Source organism: uncultured Kocuria sp., assembly GCF_947500125.1.
In the GTDB taxonomy this organism is placed as follows: domain Bacteria; phylum Actinomycetota; class Actinomycetes; order Actinomycetales; family Micrococcaceae; genus Kocuria.
Genome location: NZ_CANMRA010000007.1, coordinates 59,651 through 81,102, shown reverse-complemented (window position 1 = coordinate 81,102; position 21,452 = coordinate 59,651). Strand labels below are relative to the sequence as shown.

The following is a 21,452-nucleotide window of genomic DNA, read 5'->3' as shown; positions in this document are numbered from 1 at the left end:
CCGGTCCCTCAGGCCGTGAGCCCGGCGCCGCCGTCGCCCAGCCGCGCGGCGAGCTCCCGCACCCCGGACACCCTGAGGTCCGGGGTGCGCGCGTACTGCGGGTAGGGCGCCCCGTGCCGGTCGATCCAGGCCGTGCGCATCCCCGCCCGGGCCGCCCCGTGCAGGTCCCAGGGGTGCACCGCGATCATGAGCATCCGCTCCAGCGGCACGCCCCACGCCCCGCTCGCCCAGGCGTAGGCCTCGGACGCCGGCTTCCAGCAGGGCGCGTCCTCGACCGAGCAGACCTGCTCGAAGTGCTGCCGCACGCCCCCGCGCTCGAGCAGGCCCTCGGCGGTGGCCGCGGAGCCGTTGGTGAGGGCCGTGAGCCGGAACCCGGCTGCCGCGAGGGACCGCACCCCCTCCGGGACGTCCGCGTGGAGGGGCAGCCGCTGCACGGCGTCCAGGACGTGGGCCACGGCGTCCTCCACGCCCCGGCTCGGCGGGTGGGAGGTGAAGAGCGTGCGCGCCACCTCCTGCGCCAGCACGGAGAACGGCTGGGCCTCCCCGTGGACGGCCAGCGCGAAGCCCTCCCGCAGGACCGAGGCGAACCACGTCTGCGCCAGCTCCCCCGGCACGCCCACCTCCTCGAAGGCGTGGTGCAGGGGACGCATGTCCGAGAGGGTCTCGTTCACGTCGAACACGAGGACGGGTCTGTCGTCGGCGGTCATACCGGGTCCTTCCGTACGCGGTGGTGCACAGCGCAGTCCGCCCGGCGCCGCGCGGGAGCGCTCAGCGCGCCGGGGCGAGCCGGGCCAGGGGGCTGTTCTCGAAGTCGTCCAGCAGGGCCTGCGGGTCCGCGTAGACGGCCACGGCCCCGGCCTCGCGCAGCTCCGACTCGCTGATGCCGCCGCTCGTCAGGCACACGGCGTCGAGGCCGAGCTTCCACGCGGACTCGACGTCCCAGCGCGCGTCCCCCACCACGATCGCGTCCTCGGGGCGCAGGCCCCCAGCCTCCAGCGCCGCGGCGAAGATGTCCGGCGCGGGCTTGCTGTGCTCGGCGTCCGTGGCGGTCGTGACCGCCGTGAGCAGGTCGTCGGAGCCGAGGGCCTCCCGCATGGCGGCCACCTCGGTGACGTTCGACGACGACGCCAGCACCACCACGAGGCCGGCGTCGGCGCAGCGGCGCAGCAGCTCCGCGGCGCCGCGGGTGGGCTTGAGCCCCGGCCAGTGCACGGAGAACAGGGCCCCGTGGGCGGCGCCGATGGCGTCGTCCCCGTCCCGGTCCCGGTCGGCGGGCAGCAGCTCGTCGATCAGCTGCTCCGAGCCCATGCCGATGAGCCGGTGGATGCGGTGCATGGGGACGTCGTGGCCGGTCTGGTTGAAGGCGTGCCACCAGGCGACGGTGTGCAGGTAGCTCGAGTCGATGAGGGTGCCGTCGACGTCGAACAGGACGCCCCGAGGGGAACCAGTGCGGGTCATGCCGTCCAGCATCGCACCGATCAGCCCGCCGATCCATCGTGGCCCGGATCCCGGGCCACGTCGTCAGCCGCCCGGCCCACGCCCTCTCCGTCGCACCACCAGCACGGTCACGAGGCCCACGGCTCCCACCGCGAGGACGCCCAGAAGTGCCGTCAGCGGGCCGACGCCCGCGGGGCCGCGCACGGCCCGGTCCAGGTCCACGCCGTCGGCGGACGTCGCGTAGCGCAGGACGACGGCGGCCGCGGCGTCGCTCATCTCCTCGAGGCCCTGGAGGTCGATGTTGGTGATGTCGTCGCAGGCCCGGTGGTAGCACGGGTCGTGGGGCTCGCCGGCCCGGCCGTCGAAGCGCCTCGCGTCCCGGCCGGTCATCGTGTCGTCGTCGCCCGTGTAGAGCCCGCCGGAGGGGATGCCGGCCTCGATGAACGCGACGTAGTCGCTCTCGCCGTCGAACTCGGTCTCTCCCGACGCCAGCCCCACGGAGTCGAAGTACTCGTGGAACGCGTCCTCGATCGCGCCGGACCCGGCCGGGGCGTCATAGGAGTGGTGGCCCCCGGATCCGGAGCCGTCGCCGTCGTAGACGAAGCGGCCGTAGTTGGGGGACCCGACCATGTCGAGGTTCAGGTACATCGCGGTGCCCTCCAGAGCAGCCGGATCGTGCGCGGCGAGCTCCGAGACGTAGTGATCGGAACCCATGAGGCCGGTCTCCTCGCCGCCCCACCAGGCGAACCGGACGGCGTTCTGGACCTCCGTGTCCGCCAGCGCCTCCGCGATCGCGAGGACGGCCGCGGAGCCGGAGCCGTTGTCGTTGATCCCCGGACCTCCCGTGTCGCCGTCGAGGTGCCCGCCGACCACGATGGTGTTCGCGGGGTCACCCGTCCGGGTGTCCGCGAGGACGTTGACGGTCTCGCGCAGCTCGGAGACGGTCTCGGCGGTCACGGACACCTCCTGCGCGTCCAGCAGTTCGACCCCGGCCCGGTGGCTCAGGCCGATCACCGGCACGGTGACGGCGCGCGGCTCCTCCAGGGAGCCCCTGACGGGCCGGTCGTGGCGCCGCTCCCCGGAGCCGAAGACGAGCACCGCGGAGGCACCGGCCGCCTCGGCGTTGGCGGCCTTCCGCCCCGGGGAGCACTCGCCCTGCTGGACGAGGGCGACACTGCCCGGTTCGAAGTCCTCGAAGTCCCCGGTCTCGCAGCCGCTCGTGCTGTCACCCGGGGAGCCGTCCGTGTCCACGGCCTGCAGCCGGCCGCGGGTCACCTCCCCGGAGACGGAATATTCCAGCGCTGCGACCTCCCGGGAGGGCAGCCGGGTGCGCGCGCCGTCGTCAGCGACGGTCGCGACCGTCGCCGGGGCGACCACCTCGAAGTACGGCACCCGGAACGTCTGGAGCCGCGGCTCGTACCCGGCCTCGCGCAGCGCGCCCACCACGTGGTCGACGCTCGCCCGGTAGCCGCTCGTGCCGGAGGCACGGTTGCCGTCGTGGGCCTTCGCGATGTCGTCGAAGGCCTGCAGGTGGGCCTGCAGCCGGTCGGCGGAGACGGTCTCCGTGATCCGGCGCGTGGCGTCGTCGAGCTGGGCCTGGGCGGGCAGCGCGGTGATGGCGGCGACGGCGATCGAGATCACCCCCGCGAGCGTGGCGGACCGCCACCGGGGGCTGCGCCGGTCGCTGACCTGATGCGGCGGCCGCGGACGTCGTGGCCGGGTGCTCACCGGGTGGCGGGCTTCCGGCGGCGTCGCACGAGGAGGACCGCGAGCGCGCCGAGCAGGCCGATGGCGAGCAGACCGGCGACCGCCGGGCCGAGTACTCCCCCGCCCACCGGGGCGGCGTCCTCCGGCCCGTCGGCCCCGGCAGCGGCGTCGTCCCCCACGTCGTCCGTGCCGGCGGCCGGGGTCTCCTCCGCACCGGAGCCTCCGGTCAGGTCGTCGAGCGCCAGGGTGTGGACCATGCCGTCCTGGCCGGGCACCAGCAGCACGTCGTCGACGACGATCGGTCCGGCGGGGGCCAGCGGCTCGTCGGAGAGCTGCCGGCTGCCCGCGAGCGCACCGGTGCCGGTGTCGACGGCGCCGATCTCCCCCTGGGTGGTCGTGTACACCACGTGCCCGTCGACCACGACGGGGGGCGCCTTGATGGGCCCGGAGTCGTGGGACCACAGCTCCTCGCCCGTCCGCAGGTCCAGGGCGTAGAGCATCCGGGTGGTGGGGCTGCCCACGTACATCACGCCGTCGGCGACGGCCGGGGCGCCGGACTTGTTGTTGGGCACGAACGGGCCGTCGCCCAGGTGGACCTCCCAGAGCAGCTCGCCGGTGTCGGCCGAGAAGGCGTGGGCCCAGTGCTCGAGGCGCTCGGCGGGCACGATGTCCCGGTGGGACGTCGTGACCACGACGCCCTCGGAGACCGCGGGCGGGACGTCGTCGAGGCCGGACCGCACGTCCGGCATCGCGGTGGTCCAGACCATCTCGCGGGCGTCCATGTCGTAGCCGACCACCCTCGGGCCGCCGGCGAACGCCCCGGCGTAGAGCATGCCGTCGGCGGCGGCCGGGGCGGACATGCTCATGACCGCCCCGACGTCGACCCGTTCGAGGCCCTCCCCCGTCGCGGCGTCGATCACGTGCAGGTGCCGGTCCCCGGTGGCGGCGTGGATCCGGCCGTCGTGCAGCACGGGGGTGGGCATGACGTGGGCGTCCACGGTGTACTCCCACTTCTGCTCGCCGGTCTCGGCGTCCAGCGCGAGCACCCCGCCGGGGCCGTCGCCGCGCAGCCCGTCCTCGCGCTCCTGGCCGCGGTCCCCGTAGCCGACGTAGACGGTGCCCTCGGAGACGAGCATCTCGGAGTGGATCCAGTTCGGGGCCTGGGCCTGCCAGAGCTGTTCACCGGTGGCGAGGTCGAAGGCGTGCAGGGTGCCGCTGCCGTGGGTGCCCACGTACAGCCGGTCCCCCACGACCACAGGGGTGGCGCGGACCTCGTCGGGCAGCCGGAATCCGTCCGCGGCGGGGACGACCGAGCCGTCCGTCTCGATCACGGGGTTCTTCTCGGGGGTGAGCCGGTACTGCGTCCACTCCTGCGGGGAGTCCACCGGGACCTCGGCCGCCGCCACGGGGCCGGCACCCAGCAGGAGGACGGCGCCGGTCAGCACGGCCCAGGCGTTCCGGAAGGAAGTCATCCTTCCAGTGTGGAACGCCGACCGGCCCCGCCGACAACGAAGTTGCAGAGGAAAATCACCGGCCGATCGGACCCGGCGTTCCTCCGGTCACTGTGCCGGCACCTCCTGGGCGTCGTTGCCCGGGCCGTTGCCCTGGTCCGCGGTGGCCGGGCCGAGCGGGAGCTCCCGGCTTCCCTGCTGCCCGCCGGCTTCCGTGCCGTCGACGTCCTGGGTGGAGTTCGCGAAGCGCAGGACGACGGCGGCGGCCGCGTCCGTCATCTCGGCCAGGCCCCGGGGGTCGACGTTGGCGAGGTCGTCGCACGCGCCGTGGTAGCAGAAGTCGTAGGCGACCCCGGCCCGGCCGCCGAACAGCGCCGCCTGCTCCGCGGTCTTGATCCCCTCGGCGCCCGTGAAGAGACCGCCGGAGGCGATGCCCTCGGCGATGAACGGGCCGTAGTCGCTGCGGCCGCTGAACTCCGTCTCGCCGGAGGCCAGTCCCACGGAGCCGAAGTGCTCGTGGAACGCGGCCTCGATCGCGGCGGAGCCCTCCGGGGCCGTCACGAGCCCCTCGGGGCCCTGCACGGGCGGGAACGCGGAGTGGTCGCCGTCGTAGACGAAGCGCCCGTAGTTCGGGGAACCGATCATGTCGAAGTTCAGGTACAGCCCGATGTCCTCCAGCGTCCCGGGATCATTGGCCTTCAGATCCGCGACGTAGTGCTGGGACCCGCGCAGACCGAACTCCTCCGCGCCCCACCAGGCGAAGCGCACGGTGTTGGCGGTCTCCGTGCCCGCGAGCGCCTCGGCGACGGCCAGGATCCCCGCGGAGCCGGAGCCGTTGTCGTTGATCCCCGCGCCCTCGAGCACGCTGTCCAGGTGGGCACCGACCATCAGCGTGCTCCCGGGGTCGCCCGTGCCCGTCTCGGCGAGGACGTTGACGGTCTCGCGGTTCTCGGAGACGGTCTGCGCCGTCACGGTCACCTCTCCCCCGCCCAGCAGGGCGGTCCCGGCCGCGTGGCTGAGGCCGACCACCGGGAGCGTCGTGGCACCGGGCTCCCCGAGGGTGCCGGCGACCACGCCCTCCTCCCCCGGCAGACCCGTGTTGAAGATCAGCACGGCGGACGCCCCCGCGGCCTGCGCGTTGGCGGCCTTCACCCCGAAGGTGCACGTGCCGCGCTGGAGCAGCGCGATGCTCCCCGCGGTGAAGCCGGCGAAGTCCCCGGCCTCGCAGCCGCTGGTGCTCGCCGCCGCGGCGCCGGTGGTGTCCACGGCCTGCACCGGGGCGGTCACCGTGCCGGAGCCGGAGTAGACCATGACGGCCGCCTCCGCGGCGGTCAGGGTCCGCGGGACACCGCCCGGCCCGGGCACGGCGACCGCGGTCGGGACGACCTCCTGGAAGAACGGGAAGGTGAACGCCTGGACCCGCGGGGCGTAGCCGGCGGCCCGCAGCCGGCCGAGCACGTAGTCCACGCTGCCCCGGTAGCCGGGCGTGCCCGAGGCGCGGTTGCCGTTGTTGGCGTGGGCGACGGCCTGGAACACCTCGAGGTGCTCCAGCACCTGCTCCGGCGCCACGGCCGCGGCGGGCGCGGCGACCGCTCCGGGGTCCACCCCCGGCGGGGCCGCGATTGCGCCGGGCACCGAGAACGCCAGGGTGCCGGCCAGGGCGGCGGCCACGGTCCATCGGCTGGGTGTGCGGTGCGGCATGGATCCTCCCGGGGGCCGGGGGCCGATCAGGGGCTCGACCGTGTCCGTCAAAGCCTCCACCGAGCAGGTGGAGTGCTGTGCACAGAATCCCAGCTCCAGGTCAGAGGCACAATGGCCGGACAGATTTTGGGAAAGGGAACGCCGTCACCGCGACTGCCTCACTGCGACTTCCTCACTGCGTCGGCCGCTCCTCGGCGGCGTTGCTCGGGCCGTGTCCCCGGTCGACCGTGGCGGCGGGAATGGGCCCCACGGCGGTGCGCAGCCGCCGGCCCTCCTCCTCGAGGTCCACGGTGGAGTTCGCGAAGCGCAGGACGACGGCGGAGGCCGCGTCGGTCATTTCCTCCAGCGTCCGGAGGTCGATGTTGCTGAGGTCGTCGCACTGCGCGTGGTAGCAGAAGTCGTAGCCGACGCCGGCCCGGCCGCCGAACAGCGCCGCCTGCTCCACGGTCTTGATCCCCTCGGCGCCCGTGAAGAGACCACCGGAGGCGATGCCCTCGGCGATGAACGGTCCGTAGTCGCTGCGGCCGCTGAACGCGGTCTCGCCGGAGGCCAGTCCCACGGAGCCGAAGTGCTCGTGGAAGGCCGCCTCGATCGCGGCCGATCCGCCCGGGGCTGGCACCGAGCCGTCCTCCGGGCCGAATGCCGAGGCGTCACCGTCGTAGACGAAGCGGCCGTGGTTCGGGGAGCCGATCATGTCGAAGTTCAGGTACAGCGAGACCTTCTCCAGCGTCGCGGAGTCGTTGGCCTTCAGGTCCGCGACGTAGTGGCGGGACCCGAGCAGGCCGAACTCCTCGGCGCCCCACCAGGCGAAGCGCAGGGCGTTGGCGGTCTCCGTGCCCGCGAGCGCCTCGGCGATGGCCAGGATGCCCGCGGACCCAGAGGCGTTGTCGTTGATCCCCGCGCCCTCCGGGACGCTGTCCAGATGCGCGCCCACCATGACGGTGCGCCCCGGGTCCCCCGTGCTCGTCCCGGCCAGGACGTTGAAGGTCTCCCGGCTCTCGGAGACGGTCTGCGTGCTGACCGTCACCTCGCCCCCGCCCAGCAGCGCCGCGCCGGCGGCGAAGCTGAGGCCGACCACCGGGATGGTCGTGGCACCCGGTGCGCCGAGGGTGCCGGCCACCGCGCCCTCCTCCCCGGGCAGGCCCGTGTTGAAGATCAGCACCGCGGACGCCCCGGCGGCCGCCGCGTTGGCGGCCTTCACCCCGAAGGCGCACGTGCCCCGCTGGAGCAGCGCGATGTTCCCGGGCACGAAGTCGGCGAAGTCCCCGGCCTCACAGCCGCTGGTGCTCGCGGCCTTCTCGCCGGTCGTCCCCACCGCCTGCACCGGGGCGGTCACGGTGCCGGAGCCGGAGTAGGTCATGACCGCGACGTCCTCCGCGGGCAGCTGCCGGCCGCCCGCGCTGACCGCGGCCGGACCCGCCTCTTGGAAGAAGGGGAAGGAGAACGCCTGGACCTGCGGGGCGTAGCCGGCGGCCCGCAGCCGGCCGAGCACGTAGTCCACGCTGCCCCGGTAGCCCGATGTGCCCGAGGCACGGTTGCCGTTGTTGGCGTTCGCGATGGCCTGGAACACCTCGAGGTGCTCCAGCACCTTGCCGGGAGGGACGGCCGCCGCGGTCACAGCGACCACTCCGGCGCGGTCGGCCTTGCGGCGGCAGTCACGTCGTCGTGACTCACGTCGTCGTGGCTGATCTCGTCGGGGCGCTCGGCAGCGGTGCTCTCGGCGCCGGCGCTCGGCAGCGTGAGGGCCGCTGCGGCGGCCGCGGTCCGGTGGTGTTGGGTGCGGTGGCGCATGGGATCTCCCGGGGCAGGGGCCGATCGGGGGCTCGACCAGGACAGCGGCTTCATCGAGCTGATGGAGCGATGTGCACAGAATCCCAGCTGCCGGTCGGCGGCACAACGGCCGTGCGCTTTGTGGCAGAGGAAACGGCCCCGCCCCCGGCGTGAACTGCCGGGGGCGGGGCCGTGGAGCATCCGTGCGCAGGGACCGTCAGGCGGCCGCCTTGTCGTGGCCGTGCCCGTGGCCGCGCCCGTGCTCGGAGTGCGGGCCGTGGCCGCGGTCCTTGCCCTGCGGGTGGCCGACAGCGCCCTTGCCCTTCTGCTTGTAGGGCTCGCCCTCGCCGTTGACGTCGTGGGTCGACATCGCGTAGCGCAGGACGACGGCCGCGGCGGCGTCGGACATCTCCTCCATGCCCTGGAGGTTCACGTTCGTGATGTCATCGCATGCCGAGTGGTAGCAGGAGTCGTAGGCGACCCCGGCCTGCCCACCGAACAGCACGGCCTGCTCCTCGGTCTTCACGCCCTCGGCGCCCGTGAAGAGACCGCCGGACGGGACGCCGACCTCGATGAAGGGCCCGTAGTCGCTGCGGCCGCTGAACTCGGTCTCGCCGGAGGTCAGGCCCGCCGAGGCGAAGTACTCGTGGAACGCCGCCTCGATCGCGCCCGAGCCCGCCGGGACGTTGGTGTCGCCCGGGTCGAAGGCGGAGGCGTCGCCGTCGTAGACGAAGCGCCCGTAGTTCGGGGAGCCGATCATGTCGAAGTTCAGGTACAGCGCGATGTCCTCGAGCGCGCCGGGGTCGTTCGCCTGCAGATCGGTCACGTAGTGCTCGGCGCCCAGCAGGCCGAGCTCCTCCGCGCCCCACCAGGCGAACCGGACGTTGTTCTCGGTCTTCGTCTTGGCCATCGCCTCCGCGATGGCGAGGATGCCCGCCGACCCGGTGCCGTTGTCGCTGATGCCGGCGCCCTCGAGCACGCCGTCCAGGTGCGCTCCGACCACCACAGTGTTCTCGGGGTCGCCCGTGCCGGTCTCGGCGAGGACGTTGTAGGTGGTGCGGGTCGCCGAGACGGTGTCCGTGACGACCGTGACCTCCGTGGCGTCCAGCAGGTCCACGCCGGCCTGGTGGCTGAGCCCCACCGTCGGCAGGGTGGTCGCCTCCGGGGAGCCGAGGGTGCCGTCGAGGAGTCCCTCGCTGCCGGGCGCCCCGCTGTTGAAGATCAGCACGGCGCTCGCGCCGGCGGCCTCCGCGTTGGCGGCCTTGACCGCGAAGGAGCAGGCGCCGCGCTGGATCAGGGCGATGTTCCCCGGCACGAAGTCCGCGAAGTCCTCGGCCTCGCAGCCGCTGGTCGAGGCACCCGCAGTGCCGTCGGTGTCCACGGCCTGCACGGTGCCGCTGACGGTGCCCGTGCCGGAGTAGGTCATCACGGCGACGTCCTCGGCGGCGAGCTGTGTGCCGTCCGCGGCGACCGTGGCGGGGGTGACCTCCTGGAAGTACGGGAAGGTGAACTCCTGGACCTCCGGGGTGTAGCCGGCGGCGCGCAGCTTCTGGACGACGTAGTCGACGCTCGCCTGGTAGCCGGAGGTGCCCGAGGCACGGTTGCCGTCGTTGGCCTCCGCGATCGACTGGAAGGCGTTCAGGTGCTGCGTGAGCTTCTGCTGCGTGACGGCCTGGGTGATCTTGTGGGTGGTGTTGTTGTTGCTGTTGTCGCGGGTGGGGGCCGCGACGGCACTGGTCGCCGTGAGGGTCAGGGCGCCGGCCAGGGCGGCCGAGGTGATCCAATGGCTGGGCTTGCGGACGGGCATGGAACCTCCAGGTGAGCGGCGGCCGGGAGGTAGCCCGGCCGTGACGCGGTTCACAGTCATCGAGGGATGACTCGGATTTGCATATGCTCACAAATGGGTTACTGACCAGTCAATAACTTTTGTCCACTACTTGGCGGACACCCCAGGGGTCCGACACGGCCCTGACAGCCCGATTTCCCACCCGCCCGGCCAGATGGCTATGATGGAGCAGTTGTTTCCGGCGGAGACCGGATGCTTCACGGGATGTGGCGCAGCTTGGTAGCGCGCGTCGTTCGGGACGACGAGGTCGCAGGTTCAAATCCTGTCATCCCGACCACCACCAGAAGGCCCCGGACCAGTCGGTCCGGGGCCTTCTGCGTGCCTTGCCGGCGCGCTGCGTGCGACCGACTGTCCCCGCAAGAAGCGACGCCCTCCACCAATACAGTCGCAAATTCATGAATTAGGCTCGAACTCGAAGGGCGCACCCGCCCGGCATCGGGGAACGAACTCATCCTCCGTCCCCCACCGCCGGTGCTGCACGGCTCTTCTCCCGGGCGCGAGGGGCGCCCGGTCACGTTCGTTCGCTCCGGGGGAGTTCTCATGAATCTCGACATCGGCCGCGTCCTCGACGACGCCGGCACCGGCGTGCTGGGCGCCACCCTCCAACTGTTCACGGAGTGGTCCCTGTGGCTGGGCATCGGCCTGGTCGTCGCCGCCGTCATCAGCTCCGCCATGACCAAGAAGGTGCCGTGGACCCGCGAGGCCTCTGTCTGGCTGTACTCGATGGCCGCCACGGCCTGCTTCGCCGTGCACTGGGCGGCTGTTCCCGCATAGGAGGTTGCTTCGGAAGGAGCTGGTCGTAGCTCCCTAATGCCGCCACGGTCTTTGGCGACCCTGGCGAGCATGACGGGGGACCTCGCACCGGACTCGTGGTGAGAGCGAGTCGAGCCGCTGCTGCCAGCCCGCCTACCCGCCGCGGCGGTAACGCCACCCCGGTCGCAGGCCGGCTGATGACCGGGTCTCCCTGGCCGGGATCGTATTCGTCCTGGCGACCGGCATCGGCTGGAACCGATTGCCCCGCGGACTGCTCGTTCACGGTTCTGGACTCGGTCAGCACAGCTGGGTGGTCGAACGCGTCATCGCCTGGTGGCACTCCCACAAGTGGCTCCGCGTCCGGTGGCGTCCGTCATGGACACCATGTGCGCGGAGCCGTCCGGGAATCCAGGCGTCGCCTCAGCGACGCCTGGAGGACCGCATCCGTGCGGCGCGCACGACCGCAGCGGCCACCGCCGTGCCCACCCCGGCGGCCAGGACGGCAGCCACCCATGCGGCCGCGATGATCCAGGGGAGCTCCCCGGCAACCACCGACCCGCCCATCGCCGCCGCGAGGAAGATCCACAGCGCAGACACCAGGGCAGTCACCACCAACGCGGACACCAAGGACGCAGCGGCCCACAGCTGCACCGGGCGCGGGACCGAGTCCGGCCGCCGTCCATCCGCAGAGGCCCACCCACAGGTCAGCGCTGCGGCCGCGCCGACGCCAACCAACAGCGGCGAGTACGCGGGGTCGAGGGGCAGGGACGTCGCGAACTCGGAAGCCACGGCCACCGCGTAGGCCACTGCGTAGGCCACTGCGAACACAACAATCAGTGCCAGTGCACGAACCGCGACCCGCTGCACCTGCCGCCGGCGTGAGCCGCTCACTGGGTGCGCTCCAGTGACAATGGCTGGTGGAACCGGCCGCTGCACTCGGCGTCCTCGGGCCCCAGAAGCCGCGTCTCGATGTCGCCCGCCTGGCCAGTCCAGCGAGCCGGCTTCTGACGAGCGGTGACGACGTGGGGGTGGCCCGGAAGGAGGACGGAATCTTCGACCGGTTCACCAAGGCACCGTGGCGGTTCCGGCGCGCCCTCCCCTGGGTGGTGCCCCAGGAGCAGGATTTCCTCAGATCTCTGCGGGGCCTCCTCCGCATGGGATGCTGGAGCACCAGCGGCCGTGGGATCACGCCCGGGCACAGCACTCACGGGGGCTCTCCTTGGATGGGTGGGAAGCAACGGGTCTGCTCGTCCCACAGCGATCGACGTCCGGACAGCGACCCGCTACGCCCAGCCAGGGCGGCGGTGGCGATATGTGACGGCCCGTGGTCCGGCCGCAGCGGTCCTACTTACGGGCCGAGGAGAAGACCAGCTTCTCGTCCCCGCCCTCGAGATCCCGCTCGGCCAGGTCCCACTGCCCCTGCATGAGCTGCTCGACCAGCTCGTCGGTGAGCCGCAGCTGATCCCCGCCCTGCCCGCTCAGCTCTTCCTCGAGCGCCTGGCGCAGAAGGTCCTCAGAGAACGGTCCGTCCTGCCCGGCCAGTTCCGGCGCGGCGAGGTCGTCCAACATGCACAGCCCCTCGCAGGTGACCACGAGTTTGAGACCGGCCTGGAGCGTCGTCGACGTGGTCGTCGTGGTGCTGGTCGACGTCCGTTCCATGGCCTGGATCGGAGCACCGCCGCTGACCGGTCCCGCGACGGCGGCCGGTGCCTGTCCGACGGCGGGGGCCTGTCCGGGCACGCTCGTGCCCACGGTGCCGCCGACCGGCGCCGCGACCTGGGCCGGCTGACCGGCTCCGGCGGCCGAGCCGGCAGAAGCCTCGGCCGCCTCGGCAGACGGAGCGGGCGAGGACGTGGGTGCCGCCGGCGAGGTGGGCTGCGGCGCCGGGCTCTGGGTCGGCGTCGCCGTACTGAGCGGCGGCAGGGGTTCGTAGGTGTGCGCCCCCCGCGCCTCGGCGGCGGCACCGCCGCAGCCGGTGAGGGCGGCGAGCGCGAGGGACGCGACGACGACGGTACGAGTGGTGCGGATCATCGAGATCTCCCGGAGAGCTGAGACGGAGGTGTGCATCAGGCGGACCGGTCCGGAGCGACGGACGGGCGGCGGCGCAGCAACCAGGCACCGAGACCGGCACCGATGGCCACCACGGCGAGGACCACCGAAGTGATTGCACTGCGCCCACCGGCCGCAGGGGCTGCACCCATGCCGGTGTTCGCCATGGCCGCATCCGCGTACGCGGCTCCCCCGCCCGTCATGGTGGTCTCGGTGACGACCTCCGTGGAGGTGGTGGTCTGCTCCTCGAACAGGACGAAGGCCTCGAGGGTCGCCGTGAGCTTCTGCTCGGCGACGTCGTCGGTCACGATCTCGAGGACACCGGGGTCTCGGTCCCGGACCACCTGCTCGGTGTCCGGCCCGGCCGCGCCGTCGCCGGAGCCAGCGTCCGTGCCGAGGTCGCCGTTCTGATCGTTGTCGGTATCGGTGTCGTTGTCGGTGGGTGTGTCCTGGTCGACCGGTGTGTCGTCGGACCCGTCGTCGACCCCGTCGTCGGCCGGACTCGGGGTCTCCTCGTCGGGAACCTCCTCGTCCGGCACGGTCGGTGCGACGATCTCGAAACCGGCACTCGCCCCCCAGTCGACCGTGCGCTCCTGGCCGGCGATGAGCAGGTCGCGGTACTGCTCGTCGGCGAGGACGGTGAGCTCCGTCGAGGGCATCGTTGCCGTCAGGTCAGCGGTGAGCTCACCCTCGGTGACTCCTGCGGGCACGGCCAGTTCCAGGTACTTGTCATGCTCCCCGCCCGTGAAGGTCTGCGTCGTCGTCCCGTCCGCGAAGGTGACGGGACCCGAGAGGGTCACGGTCGTGGCGTGGTACGCCTCCGGCATCGTGACGAGCAGCGTGTCGGGCCGGCCGTCCGGCTCGAAGGACACGGAGATCCGGTAGCTGTCCTGCGGGAGGAGGGCCGGGACGTTCTGGCGGGCGTCCTGGATCAGGAACTCGGCGCGCTCGAGGTGCGACTGCTCGATCCCGGCCGGTTCCTGCTCCGGAACCCCCGCGGTCGAGAGGGAGCGCACGGCCCAGTGCACGGCCAGCGCCTCGTCCGGGCTCTCGGTGGGCCCGAAGACCGAAAGGATGTAGCCGGCCAGGGCGGCGTTCTCGGGCTCCCAGTAGACCGGGGTCTCGCCGACCTTCTCGCCCACGACGTTCTCCCACCCCGTCGCCGGGTCGTCGAAGGGCTCGGCCACCGCGTAGCCGTCGTCGTCGAGCACGAACTCCCCGACCGGGGCCAGGGGCTGGTCCTCGTGGACGCCGTAGGCGGTGTCCTCGTTGGTGAGCTGCACCGGGACGAAGAATGACGCCGCGCCGGTGCTCGGGTTTCCCTCCGGGACCTCAGCCAGGTACTCCTCGATCGCCACGGGAACGGCTGCGGCCGGGGTCGCGCCGACCAGCGTTCCGGTCACCGCCGTCGTGCCGGCGAGAGCCGCCACCGCGAGGAACTGCGCGCGTCGGGCGGGAAGGGGGGAGGGCATGGGGACTCCTGGAAGGATCGTTTGGGGACCGGCAGGCCGGTGGGCGGCCGACCGATCTTTACTAATGTAATTGCATGGAGGGCGTGCTGTCCGGAGAAGACGCCGTGCGACGCCCGATGTGCGCACAAGAGGGGACGGACGGCTCGGAGGCGGCGTCACAGGACGGGGACGGTCTCGGGATCGAGGGCCAGATCGACGATGAGGTTGTTCGTGTACGACCAGGACGGGGAGCCGTCCGGCTGGACGTAGTCGCCGGAGCAGGTGACCAGGGACAGCCCGGGATCCCCGGTCAGCTCGAAGATGTCTTTCGGCGGGGCGTCCCGCGGGGTCGGCTCCCGCACGGTGGTCACGGTGTAGGAGAACACTCCCCCGGTCCCGTCGGAGACCCACAGCCTCTGCCCGGGTTGTGCCGTGTAGAGCGTGGCCAGAACGGGTGCATCGTAGGGGTAGTCCACGTGGCCGGCCAGCACCGCATTGCCCTGCTCGCCGCCGATCGGGGCGGAGGCCGAGTACCAGCCGATCGCCGCGCGGTCCTCGTGCGTGGGCACCGCCATGTTCCCGGCCCCGTCCGTCCCCATGGATTCGAGCGCCGCGTCAATGCCGATGGACGGGGAGCAGACCCGGGCCCGGGTGGAAAGGTCGCCGCAGGTCTCCGGGCCTCGCACCTCGGGGTGCGCCCCGGGGTCACCGGCCGCCCGGGCGTCACCCGCAGGGAGTGAAGAGGTGCTCACCGGACCGGGGGCGCTTACCGAGGCGGGATCACTGTGCTGGACGTCCCCGCCGAGGCCGGCGGCCGGGGCGCCGGTCAACCAGGGCACCGCCAGCCAGCCCAGCGCGGTGAAGGACACCGCGGCAAGGATGACTGACAGCACAGTGCGCCGAGCACCGGCTCTCACCGGAGCGGTGGACGAATCGAGGCGTGACATTGGGCTACATCTTCAGGACGTTGAGGACGACAGGCCCCAGGACGGTCAGGAACAGCACCGGCAGCACGAACAGCATCAGCGGGATCAGGATCTTGGTGGGGATCTTCTGCGCTGCCTCTTCGGCCCGCTGTCGGCGCTTGACGCGCATCTCATTGGCCTGCGTGCGCAGCACCGTGGAGATGGAGATGCCGTACGCGTCGGCCTGGATGACCGACCGGGTGAACGTCCGCAGATCGGGGACGTCGGTGCGCTGCTCCAGCGCCAGGTAGGCGTCCCGGCGCGGAATGCCCACACGCATCTCCTGCAGCGTGCGCACCAGTTCCTCCGCGAGCGGACCCTTGCCATTGTGCCCGGCACGGGCCATCGCCGATTCGAAGCCCAGACCGGCTTCCACCGCGATCATCATCTGGTCCAGCGTGTCGGCGAGCTCGAGGCCGATCGCCTTCTGCCGCTCGGTGCCGCGGGAGTACAGGAGCAGCTCCGGCACGAAATAGGACACCGGCACCATGACCGCGACCATCAGAACGATCATGCCGTTCCCGTTGGTCAGGAGCAGGAACAGCATCCCGAGGAGTCCGGCGCCCGCCAGAGCGTAGACCTTGTAGGCCATGAGCCGCACTACGGGCCAGTCGGCGGGCCTGCCGGCTTTCGAATACAGATTCTCGAGCCGCTCCCGCCCGTTGCCGGTGGTGAACTGACGCGCCCAGCCGAAGTCCGGGGCGTCCCGGACCTTCTCGGCCTCGGTCGCACCGAGGCCCCCTCGCAGGTTCTGGCGCACCAGCCGGTCGCCGCCCCAGCGCACGCCGACGGTGAGCCAGATGGCCATGGCGGCGGCAGCGGTGATGAGCACGAGACCGAACAAGGGGGAGATCGACGACATGGGACGCCCTTCGGAAAGCGGGTGGCGGAACTCAGAACTTGATCTTGACGATGCGGGACATCCAGAACCCGCCGATGGCGAACATCAGCAGCGCGGCAACGATCATCGCGTACCCGAGGATGCCGCTCGTGACGAACTGGAAGATGTACTCAGGGGAGATCACGGCGAGCACTACCGCGATCAGCACCGGCAGGGCCATCAGGATGTAGGCGGACATTTTCCCCTCGGCCGACAACGTCTTCACCTGCCGCCGGATCTGATTGCGCTCGCGAATGGTGCCCGCCACGCGGTCGAGCACCTCGGAGAGGTCTCCGCCGACCTCGCGGTGGATGCCGATGGCCTGGGCCACCCAGGAGAAGTCCTGGGACTCCATCCGCTGGGCCGCTTGGTTCAGGGAGTCGTCGAGGTCCATGCCGAGCCGGGTCTCGTTGACCACCCGGGTGAGCTCCTCGGAGGTCGGCGCCGGAGACTCCTTCGACACCGCGTCGACGGCGCGCAGCAGAGAGTGCCCGGCCCGCAGGGACCCGGAGAACAACTGGAGCGTGTTGTCCAGCTGATCGGCGAAGATCCGTTTGCGCCGGCCGGTGAGGAAGCCGACGGCAACCTTGGCCACCACAGGTGCGGCGAGGAGGAACAGCAGTCCCAGCAGAACGCCGCCGACGATGGTGCCCACTGCAGCGGCCACGACGGCGCCCACGGCCACCAGCACCAGAAAGTCCGCCGGTGAAGACTTGATGCCCGCGTTCTCGAGCGCCGCGGCCACACGCCGGGTCCACCCGCGCTGCTCCAGGAACTCACTGATCGCCTCGGTGGTCACACCGCTGAGCCGGGACAGCTGGGACGAGCTCTGCTCCTGTGCCGTGCGCGGGAGCCGCCGCCGGTCCATGGGCAGACGCGGGGTCCGGGAGCGGAAGACGACGAACAGTCCGAGCAGGCCGGCCAGGATGATCAGACCGATGCCGATCAGCAACGGGGCCATCAGCGCCTCCCCGGGTCGAACACGGAGGGGTGGAGCTTGATGCCGTAGTCCTCGAACTTGTCCACGAACCGCGGGCGCACCCCGGTGGAGCGTGTCGTGCCGCGGAACCTTCCCGTGCGGGGATCCACCCCCGCGTCCCAGTCGAAGAGAAAGGCGTCCTGCAGCGTCACGGTCTCTCCCTCCATGCCCTGGATCTCGGTGATGTGGGTGACGCGACGGGTACCGTCCCGGAGACGGGAGAGCTGTACCACCAGGTGGATGGCCGAGGCGATCTGCTCCCGGATGGCCCGCTGCGGCAGGTCCATGCCGGCCATCATGACCAGGGTCTCGAGCCGCGAGATGGTGTCGCGCGGAGAGTTGGCGTGGATGGTGGACAGGGATCCGTCGTGGCCGGTGTTCATGGCCTGGAGCATGTCCAAGGCCTCGCCCCCACGGCACTCCCCCACCACGATCCGGTCGGGCCGCATGCGCAGCGAGTTCTTCAGGAGGTCCCGGATCGAGATCTCCCCCTTGCCCTCGATGTTGGCGGGGCGGGACTCGAGCTGGACCACGTGCTCCTGCTGCAGCTGCAGCTCCACGGCGTCCTCGATCGTCACGATGCGCTCTCCGTGCGGGATGAAGGAGGAGACAACGTTGAGCATCGTGGTCTTGCCCGTACCGGTTCCGCCCGCGACCAGGATGTTCAGGTGCGCCTCCACGCAGGCACGGAGCAAGTCGGCCATCTGCGGGGACACCGAGCCAAAGCGGATGAGGTCCTCGATGGTCAACGGGTCCTTGGCGAACTTCCGGATGGTCAGCGAGGAGCCCTTGACCGCCAGCGGCGGAATCACCGCGTTGACACGCGAGCCGTCGGGCAGGCGAGCGTCGACGAGGGGCGACGACTCGTCGATGCGCCGGCCCACCTGGGTGACGATCTTCTCGATCACGTGGCGCAGGTCTTGCTCGGTGGCGAACGTCGCGTCCGCGAGCGTGACCTTCCCCTTCTGCTCCACGAAGATCTGGTCGGGTCCGTTGACCATGATCTCGGTGACGGTGTCGTCGTCCAGCAGCACCTGGAGCGGGCCGTAGCCGAGCACGTCGTCGCTGACGGAGCGGATCAACCGGATCCGCTCCTCGGAGGACATCGGCACCTGCTCCTCGGCGACGATGCGGGTCAGCTCCTTCGTCGCGAAGTCCTTGATCTGCTTGTCGGAGAGGCTGGAGTCGGACTGGCGCGAACCGATGCGGTCGAGCAGCTCCTGCTTGACGCGCTGCTTGAGCCCGGCGAGCGCATCGAACTTCCCCGCCTGCACCCGCGGCGCGGGATCGGCCGGCGCGGCGGCGGAGAAGACCGGTGTCTCGAGATCCGAGACGGAGGCGTCGGCCGCCGGATCGTCCCAGGCCTCAGGGAGTCCGGGCTCGGAGATCTCGACGGAATCCATGTCATACGGCAGTACATCGGCAACATGGACGTCGGTGGGCTCGGCCGGTGCGTGGAGCGTTTCTCCGCGCGCGGCGGCAAGGCGTTCTGTGAGGTTCATGAGCGGACCAGAGCCTTCCGGTGGATGCCCCGGCGGGGCGCGGGGCGGTCGGGGGCGAACGAGTCCACGAGGGCCCGCAGCTGCCGCGCGGCCTTGTCCTTCGGGGCGTGCTGCAGCAGGGGTTCCCCGCGGTTCGTGGCGTAGGCGGCCATTCGTGTGCGTGGCACCACGTGGTCCACCGGCGCCCTGAGCGTGGCCTCGATGTCCTGCATGGACAGCCCGGTGCTGCGGTCGGCGGCGTTGACCACGACCGTGACCTTCTCGGGCACCAGATCCAGTTCGCCGAGCAGGTCCAGCTCCTTGCGCAGCCCTCGGACACCCGGGACGTCCATGCCGGTGACGAACACGGTGTCGGTGGCCGCCTCGAGGGCGGCCAGAGCGTGCTCGCCCATCCCCGGGGCCGTGTCGACGACGACGTACTGGAACTGGCCGGAGAGCTGGTCGAGCAGGTGACTGATCTGGGCCGCGCCGATCAGGTCGCCCTCGGCCGGGTTGGCCGGCGTGCACAAGGCGTAGATCGAGGCGGGGTGGACCGTGAGGAACGTCTTGAGGACCAGGGCGTCGTCGACGGCGGGACCGGTGACGGCGTCCGTGAGCGAGTGGTCCGGCGCCAGGCGCAGCGCGGTCGCCACGTCGCCGAACTGGACGTCCAGGTCCACGATCACGGTGTTCATCGGAGCGATGGCGCCCAGACCCACGGCCAGGTTGGTGGCGATGGTCGTCTTGCCGACCCCGCCTTTGGGAGAGGTGACGACGATGACGCGGCTGTCGTCACGGGGTGCGGGCGGATCGACGTGCGGCGCTCCGCTGGGAAGGGATCCGTGGGGCACCGCACGGCGCCGCGAGTCGGCCGCGTCGCAGACCCGGCTCAGCACCCCCAGGATGCCGTCGGGGTCGGCGGCCTGGTCGAGGACGTCGCGGAAGCCGGCCCGCAGCGCCGCGATGGCGAGGGACATGTCGGACGGCACGACCAGCACGAGGGAGATCTCAGGACGCTGGATGTCGAACACGCCCGCGAGTCGCATGGCAGCGTGGGGATCCAACCCCGGGCCGAAGACGACCACGGTGGGCATCTTGCCCACGGAACGCCCCAGCACCTGGTCCGGGGTGGCCGGCAGGGCGGGATCGATCACGGTCTGCACCTCGCCCGGGAGCCGCCCCTGGACGGCCTTGCGGAACCGCGCGTCGTACTCGGGATCACCGGTCACCAGCAGAATGCGGCTCATTCGAAATCACCCCTCGTGGCGCCGTTGTCGTTCTCCTCGGCGTCCTCCGGTTCCAGGGAGAGCCAGATGCGGCCGAACTCGGAGGCGTAGACGATCTTCTCTGCGGTGTCGGCGTTCACGGCGAACGTGACCAGCATGGACCCTTCGGGCACCGCCGGAGTCTCGTTTGCGGCGGTCCCCGCGCCCTCCTCGACCGGGGCGGCCGAGCTCGGCGCGCCCTGCACCGAGGTAACCAGGACCTTGTGCAGGTCCTTCGCCGTCTTCGATTCCCGCCCCTCTTCTCCCTCGAAGGAGACGAAGAAGCCGACGGTGTCCCCGGCGGCCAGCTGGCCCCCGACCACGCGAGGCGCGTCGAGCTGGATGGTGACCTCTTGGAGTCCCTCGGGCACCGGGACGGTGCCCGGCTCCTCGAGTGCCTGGGGATCCACGAGCCGCGAGTCGAGCAGCTGCTCGCCCGGCTGCAGGTCCACCCCGGCCACCGAGCCGGAGTGCTTCCCGAGCTCTGTGACGGCGCCTTCGGGCACGATCGCGGCCGGCACGGTGTGCAGCGTAACGGACTCCCCGAACTCCTCCACGGGGGTGCCCTCGAGGATGGGAGCGGTGACGAGGTAGACCTCGCGCGGTTCCTGGTCCTCCAGTGCGCGGGCGTCGGCGGTGCCGACATAGGTGCTGATGATGGCCAGGCCGGCGAGGGCCAGGAGTGCCATCACGGCGCCGGCGATGATACGGATCTTCACGGGAGAGTCATCCTCACGAGGTGAGTGGTGGAGAGAACAGGGTTGTCAGTCGGTGAGCTGGACCACGGCGAGTCCGTTGGACGGCGGCTGCTGGGACAGCTCGTAGTCGTCGAGCGTGACGTACTCGACGAACTGGCCATAGATGCCCTTGTTGCAGGACTGGGCGCCGGTGGTGCAGACGGGGAAGTTGTGCTCCTCGTTGCTGGTGAACTTCCATCCCAGCACCTCGAAGGCGACCCAGGACGTGATGGTGTACTCGGCGCCGGCTCCGCTGCCGGTGACGGTGTTGTAGACGGGAAAAAGCAGGATGTTGTCGAGTGCCCCGCTCTTGATCTGGGCCAGGATCTCGTCGCACAGGCTCGGCAGATTGGCGCCGGTGTCCGCGGCCACGACGACGGAGACGGCCACCGTCGCTCCGCAGGCAGGGTCGCTGTCGTTCTTGGCGAGCTTGTACCAGCCGAAGCCTCCCGCTGAGCCACTCGTGCCGGATGGGCACGCCTGTGAGTTCTTGTTGTCCTGCATCCCGATCACGACAGGCCCGGCATCGAACTTCGCGTCGACCTCGCACTGGGCAAAGGCGATCGACAGCTGGGCGGGACCCTTCTTGACCGCGCCCCACTGCGCCCCCGAGGAGGCGCCCACGGTTGCGGAGTCGTGCCCGAGGACACGGGCGAAGGCGAGGGACAGTGAACCGACCCCGGACTCGTCGCCGGTGGCGAGCCGCACGTCGACCTGTTGCGCGGCCTTGTCAACGGTGGCCTCGGCGACCGCGGCCGCGTCGTCCGTGGCGTTGGCGTCCGCAAGGTCCTGGGCGCTGTCGGTCGGCGTGTCGCAAGCGAGCCGCCCCACCGCGCAGTCCTGGGCGATGGCCAGCGCAGAGGCGTCCGCCCCCGACTGCAGCTCGGCGCGCTCCTGGTACAGCATCCCCACGTCGATGGAGATGGCCGCGAAGCCGAGGAGAACGACGAGAGAGACCGCCGTGATGACCGCCACGGCGC

Annotated in this window: 19 protein-coding genes, 1 tRNA gene and 1 pseudogene; 3 read left to right on the top strand and 18 right to left on the bottom strand. The window is 71.3% G+C overall.

Features of this window, described 5'->3' with window-relative positions; all coding sequences use genetic code 11:
• Nucleotides 1-8: 8 nt before the first annotated feature.
• From Q0817_RS06825 to Q0817_RS06790, 8 genes are all read right to left on the bottom strand, one after another.
• Nucleotides 9-707: a haloacid dehalogenase type II gene (locus Q0817_RS06825; RefSeq protein ID WP_298585409.1), complete on the bottom strand. Its 699-nt coding sequence runs from the start codon at nt 705-707 to the stop codon at nt 9-11.
• Between the two features lie 61 nt (nt 708-768).
• Nucleotides 769-1,458 carry an HAD family hydrolase gene (locus Q0817_RS06820; protein ID WP_298585408.1) on the bottom strand — a complete coding sequence of 230 codons (690 nt, stop codon included), beginning with the start codon at nt 1,456-1,458 and terminating at the stop codon, nt 769-771.
• Between the two features lie 63 nt (nt 1,459-1,521).
• On the bottom strand, nt 1,522-3,078 hold the full coding sequence (locus Q0817_RS06815) for a M28 family peptidase (RefSeq protein WP_298585407.1): 1,557 nt from the start codon (nt 3,076-3,078) through the stop codon (nt 1,522-1,524).
• Nucleotides 3,079-3,161: 83 nt separating this feature from the next.
• Nucleotides 3,162-4,616 (bottom strand): PQQ-binding-like beta-propeller repeat protein, encoded by a 1,455-nt coding sequence (locus Q0817_RS06810; protein WP_298585406.1) that lies wholly within the window; start codon nt 4,614-4,616, stop codon nt 3,162-3,164.
• 87 nt (nt 4,617-4,703) lie between these two features.
• Nucleotides 4,704-6,296 carry a M28 family peptidase gene (locus Q0817_RS06805; RefSeq protein WP_298585405.1) on the bottom strand — a complete coding sequence of 531 codons (1,593 nt, stop codon included), beginning with the start codon at nt 6,294-6,296 and terminating at the stop codon, nt 4,704-4,706.
• A 172-nt stretch (nt 6,297-6,468) separates the two neighbouring features.
• Nucleotides 6,469-7,923, bottom strand: a complete 1,455-nt coding sequence (locus Q0817_RS06800; RefSeq protein ID WP_298585404.1) for a M28 family peptidase — start codon at nt 7,921-7,923, stop codon at nt 6,469-6,471.
• The gene (locus tag Q0817_RS06795) at nt 7,911-8,087 is read right to left on the bottom strand and encodes a hypothetical protein (RefSeq protein WP_298585403.1); all 177 of its coding nucleotides are present in this window, start codon (nt 8,085-8,087) and stop codon (nt 7,911-7,913) included. The genes Q0817_RS06800 and Q0817_RS06795 overlap by 13 nt, the downstream gene beginning before the upstream one ends.
• Nucleotides 8,088-8,283: 196 nt before the next feature.
• Nucleotides 8,284-9,873 carry a M20/M25/M40 family metallo-hydrolase gene (locus Q0817_RS06790; protein WP_298585402.1) on the bottom strand — a complete coding sequence of 530 codons (1,590 nt, stop codon included), beginning with the start codon at nt 9,871-9,873 and terminating at the stop codon, nt 8,284-8,286.
• A 239-nt stretch (nt 9,874-10,112) separates the two neighbouring features.
• Here Q0817_RS06790 and Q0817_RS06785 point away from each other — a divergent pair.
• From Q0817_RS06785 to Q0817_RS06775, 3 genes and pseudogenes are all read left to right on the top strand, one after another.
• Nucleotides 10,113-10,189: transfer RNA gene (locus Q0817_RS06785), tRNA-Pro, on the top strand.
• Between the two features lie 263 nt (nt 10,190-10,452).
• Nucleotides 10,453-10,686 (top strand): hypothetical protein, encoded by a 234-nt coding sequence (locus Q0817_RS06780; protein WP_298585401.1) that lies wholly within the window; start codon nt 10,453-10,455, stop codon nt 10,684-10,686.
• Nucleotides 10,687-10,846: 160 nt separating this feature from the next.
• Nucleotides 10,847-10,939, top strand: a pseudogene (locus Q0817_RS06775) (IS5/IS1182 family transposase); the annotation flags it as partial.
• 146 nt (nt 10,940-11,085) lie between these two features.
• Here the strand turns inward: Q0817_RS06775 and Q0817_RS06770 are convergent.
• From Q0817_RS06770 to Q0817_RS06725, 10 genes are all read right to left on the bottom strand, one after another.
• On the bottom strand, nt 11,086-11,484 hold the full coding sequence (locus Q0817_RS06770; RefSeq protein ID WP_298585400.1) for a hypothetical protein: 399 nt from the start codon (nt 11,482-11,484) through the stop codon (nt 11,086-11,088).
• Between the two features lie 525 nt (nt 11,485-12,009).
• The gene (locus Q0817_RS06765; protein WP_298585399.1) at nt 12,010-12,696 is read right to left on the bottom strand and encodes a hypothetical protein; all 687 of its coding nucleotides are present in this window, start codon (nt 12,694-12,696) and stop codon (nt 12,010-12,012) included.
• A gap of 35 nt (nt 12,697-12,731) precedes the next feature.
• Nucleotides 12,732-14,186, bottom strand: coding sequence for a hypothetical protein (locus tag Q0817_RS06760; protein ID WP_298585398.1), 1,455 nt, complete (start codon nt 14,184-14,186; stop codon nt 12,732-12,734).
• A gap of 155 nt (nt 14,187-14,341) precedes the next feature.
• Nucleotides 14,342-15,034, bottom strand: a complete 693-nt coding sequence (locus Q0817_RS06755) for a class F sortase (RefSeq protein WP_298585397.1) — start codon at nt 15,032-15,034, stop codon at nt 14,342-14,344.
• A gap of 82 nt (nt 15,035-15,116) precedes the next feature.
• Entirely contained in the window at nt 15,117-15,992 is an 876-nt protein-coding gene (locus tag Q0817_RS06750; protein ID WP_298585396.1) for a type II secretion system F family protein, read from the bottom strand.
• 31 nt (nt 15,993-16,023) lie between these two features.
• On the bottom strand, nt 16,024-16,971 hold the full coding sequence (locus Q0817_RS06745) for a type II secretion system F family protein (protein WP_298585395.1): 948 nt from the start codon (nt 16,969-16,971) through the stop codon (nt 16,024-16,026).
• A complete protein-coding gene (locus Q0817_RS06740) occupies nt 16,971-18,392 on the bottom strand; it encodes a CpaF family protein (RefSeq protein WP_298585394.1) in 1,422 nt (473 codons plus the stop codon). Before Q0817_RS06740 ends, Q0817_RS06745 begins: the two co-directional genes overlap by 1 nt.
• A 95-nt stretch (nt 18,393-18,487) precedes the next feature.
• Nucleotides 18,488-19,717, bottom strand: a complete 1,230-nt coding sequence (locus tag Q0817_RS06735) for an AAA family ATPase (RefSeq protein WP_298585393.1) — start codon at nt 19,715-19,717, stop codon at nt 18,488-18,490.
• Nucleotides 19,714-20,454, bottom strand: a complete 741-nt coding sequence (locus Q0817_RS06730; RefSeq protein ID WP_298585392.1) for a Flp pilus assembly protein CpaB — start codon at nt 20,452-20,454, stop codon at nt 19,714-19,716. Before Q0817_RS06730 ends, Q0817_RS06735 begins: the two co-directional genes overlap by 4 nt.
• 45 nt (nt 20,455-20,499) lie before the next feature.
• Entirely contained in the window at nt 20,500-21,447 is a 948-nt protein-coding gene (locus Q0817_RS06725) for a Tad domain-containing protein (RefSeq protein ID WP_298585391.1), read from the bottom strand.
• Nucleotides 21,448-21,452 lie beyond the last annotated feature (5 nt).

Excerpts from the sequence above, each read along its gene's own strand:
- Q0817_RS06745 (WP_298585395.1), bottom strand. The coding sequence starts at position 16,971 with ATGGCCCCGTTGCTGATCGGCATCGGTCTGATCATCCTGGCCGGCCTG.
- Q0817_RS06735 (WP_298585393.1), bottom strand. The coding sequence starts at position 19,717 with ATGAGCCGCATTCTGCTGGTGACCGGTGATCCCGAGTACGACGCGCGG.
- Q0817_RS06740 (WP_298585394.1), bottom strand. The coding sequence starts at position 18,392 with ATGGATTCCGTCGAGATCTCCGAGCCCGGACTCCCTGAGGCCTGGGAC.
- Q0817_RS06765 (WP_298585399.1), bottom strand. The coding sequence starts at position 12,696 with ATGATCCGCACCACTCGTACCGTCGTCGTCGCGTCCCTCGCGCTCGCC.
- Q0817_RS06780 (WP_298585401.1), top strand. The coding sequence starts at position 10,453 with ATGAATCTCGACATCGGCCGCGTCCTCGACGACGCCGGCACCGGCGTG.
- Q0817_RS06760 (WP_298585398.1), bottom strand. The coding sequence starts at position 14,186 with ATGCCCTCCCCCCTTCCCGCCCGACGCGCGCAGTTCCTCGCGGTGGCG.
- Q0817_RS06810 (WP_298585406.1), bottom strand. The coding sequence starts at position 4,616 with ATGACTTCCTTCCGGAACGCCTGGGCCGTGCTGACCGGCGCCGTCCTC.
- Q0817_RS06795 (WP_298585403.1), bottom strand. The coding sequence starts at position 8,087 with ATGCGCCACCGCACCCAACACCACCGGACCGCGGCCGCCGCAGCGGCC.
- Q0817_RS06750 (WP_298585396.1), bottom strand. The coding sequence starts at position 15,992 with ATGTCGTCGATCTCCCCCTTGTTCGGTCTCGTGCTCATCACCGCTGCC.
- Q0817_RS06805 (WP_298585405.1), bottom strand. The coding sequence starts at position 6,296 with ATGCCGCACCGCACACCCAGCCGATGGACCGTGGCCGCCGCCCTGGCC.
- Q0817_RS06820 (WP_298585408.1), bottom strand. The coding sequence starts at position 1,458 with ATGACCCGCACTGGTTCCCCTCGGGGCGTCCTGTTCGACGTCGACGGC.
- Q0817_RS06825 (WP_298585409.1), bottom strand. The coding sequence starts at position 707 with ATGACCGCCGACGACAGACCCGTCCTCGTGTTCGACGTGAACGAGACC.
- Q0817_RS06790 (WP_298585402.1), bottom strand. The coding sequence starts at position 9,873 with ATGCCCGTCCGCAAGCCCAGCCATTGGATCACCTCGGCCGCCCTGGCC.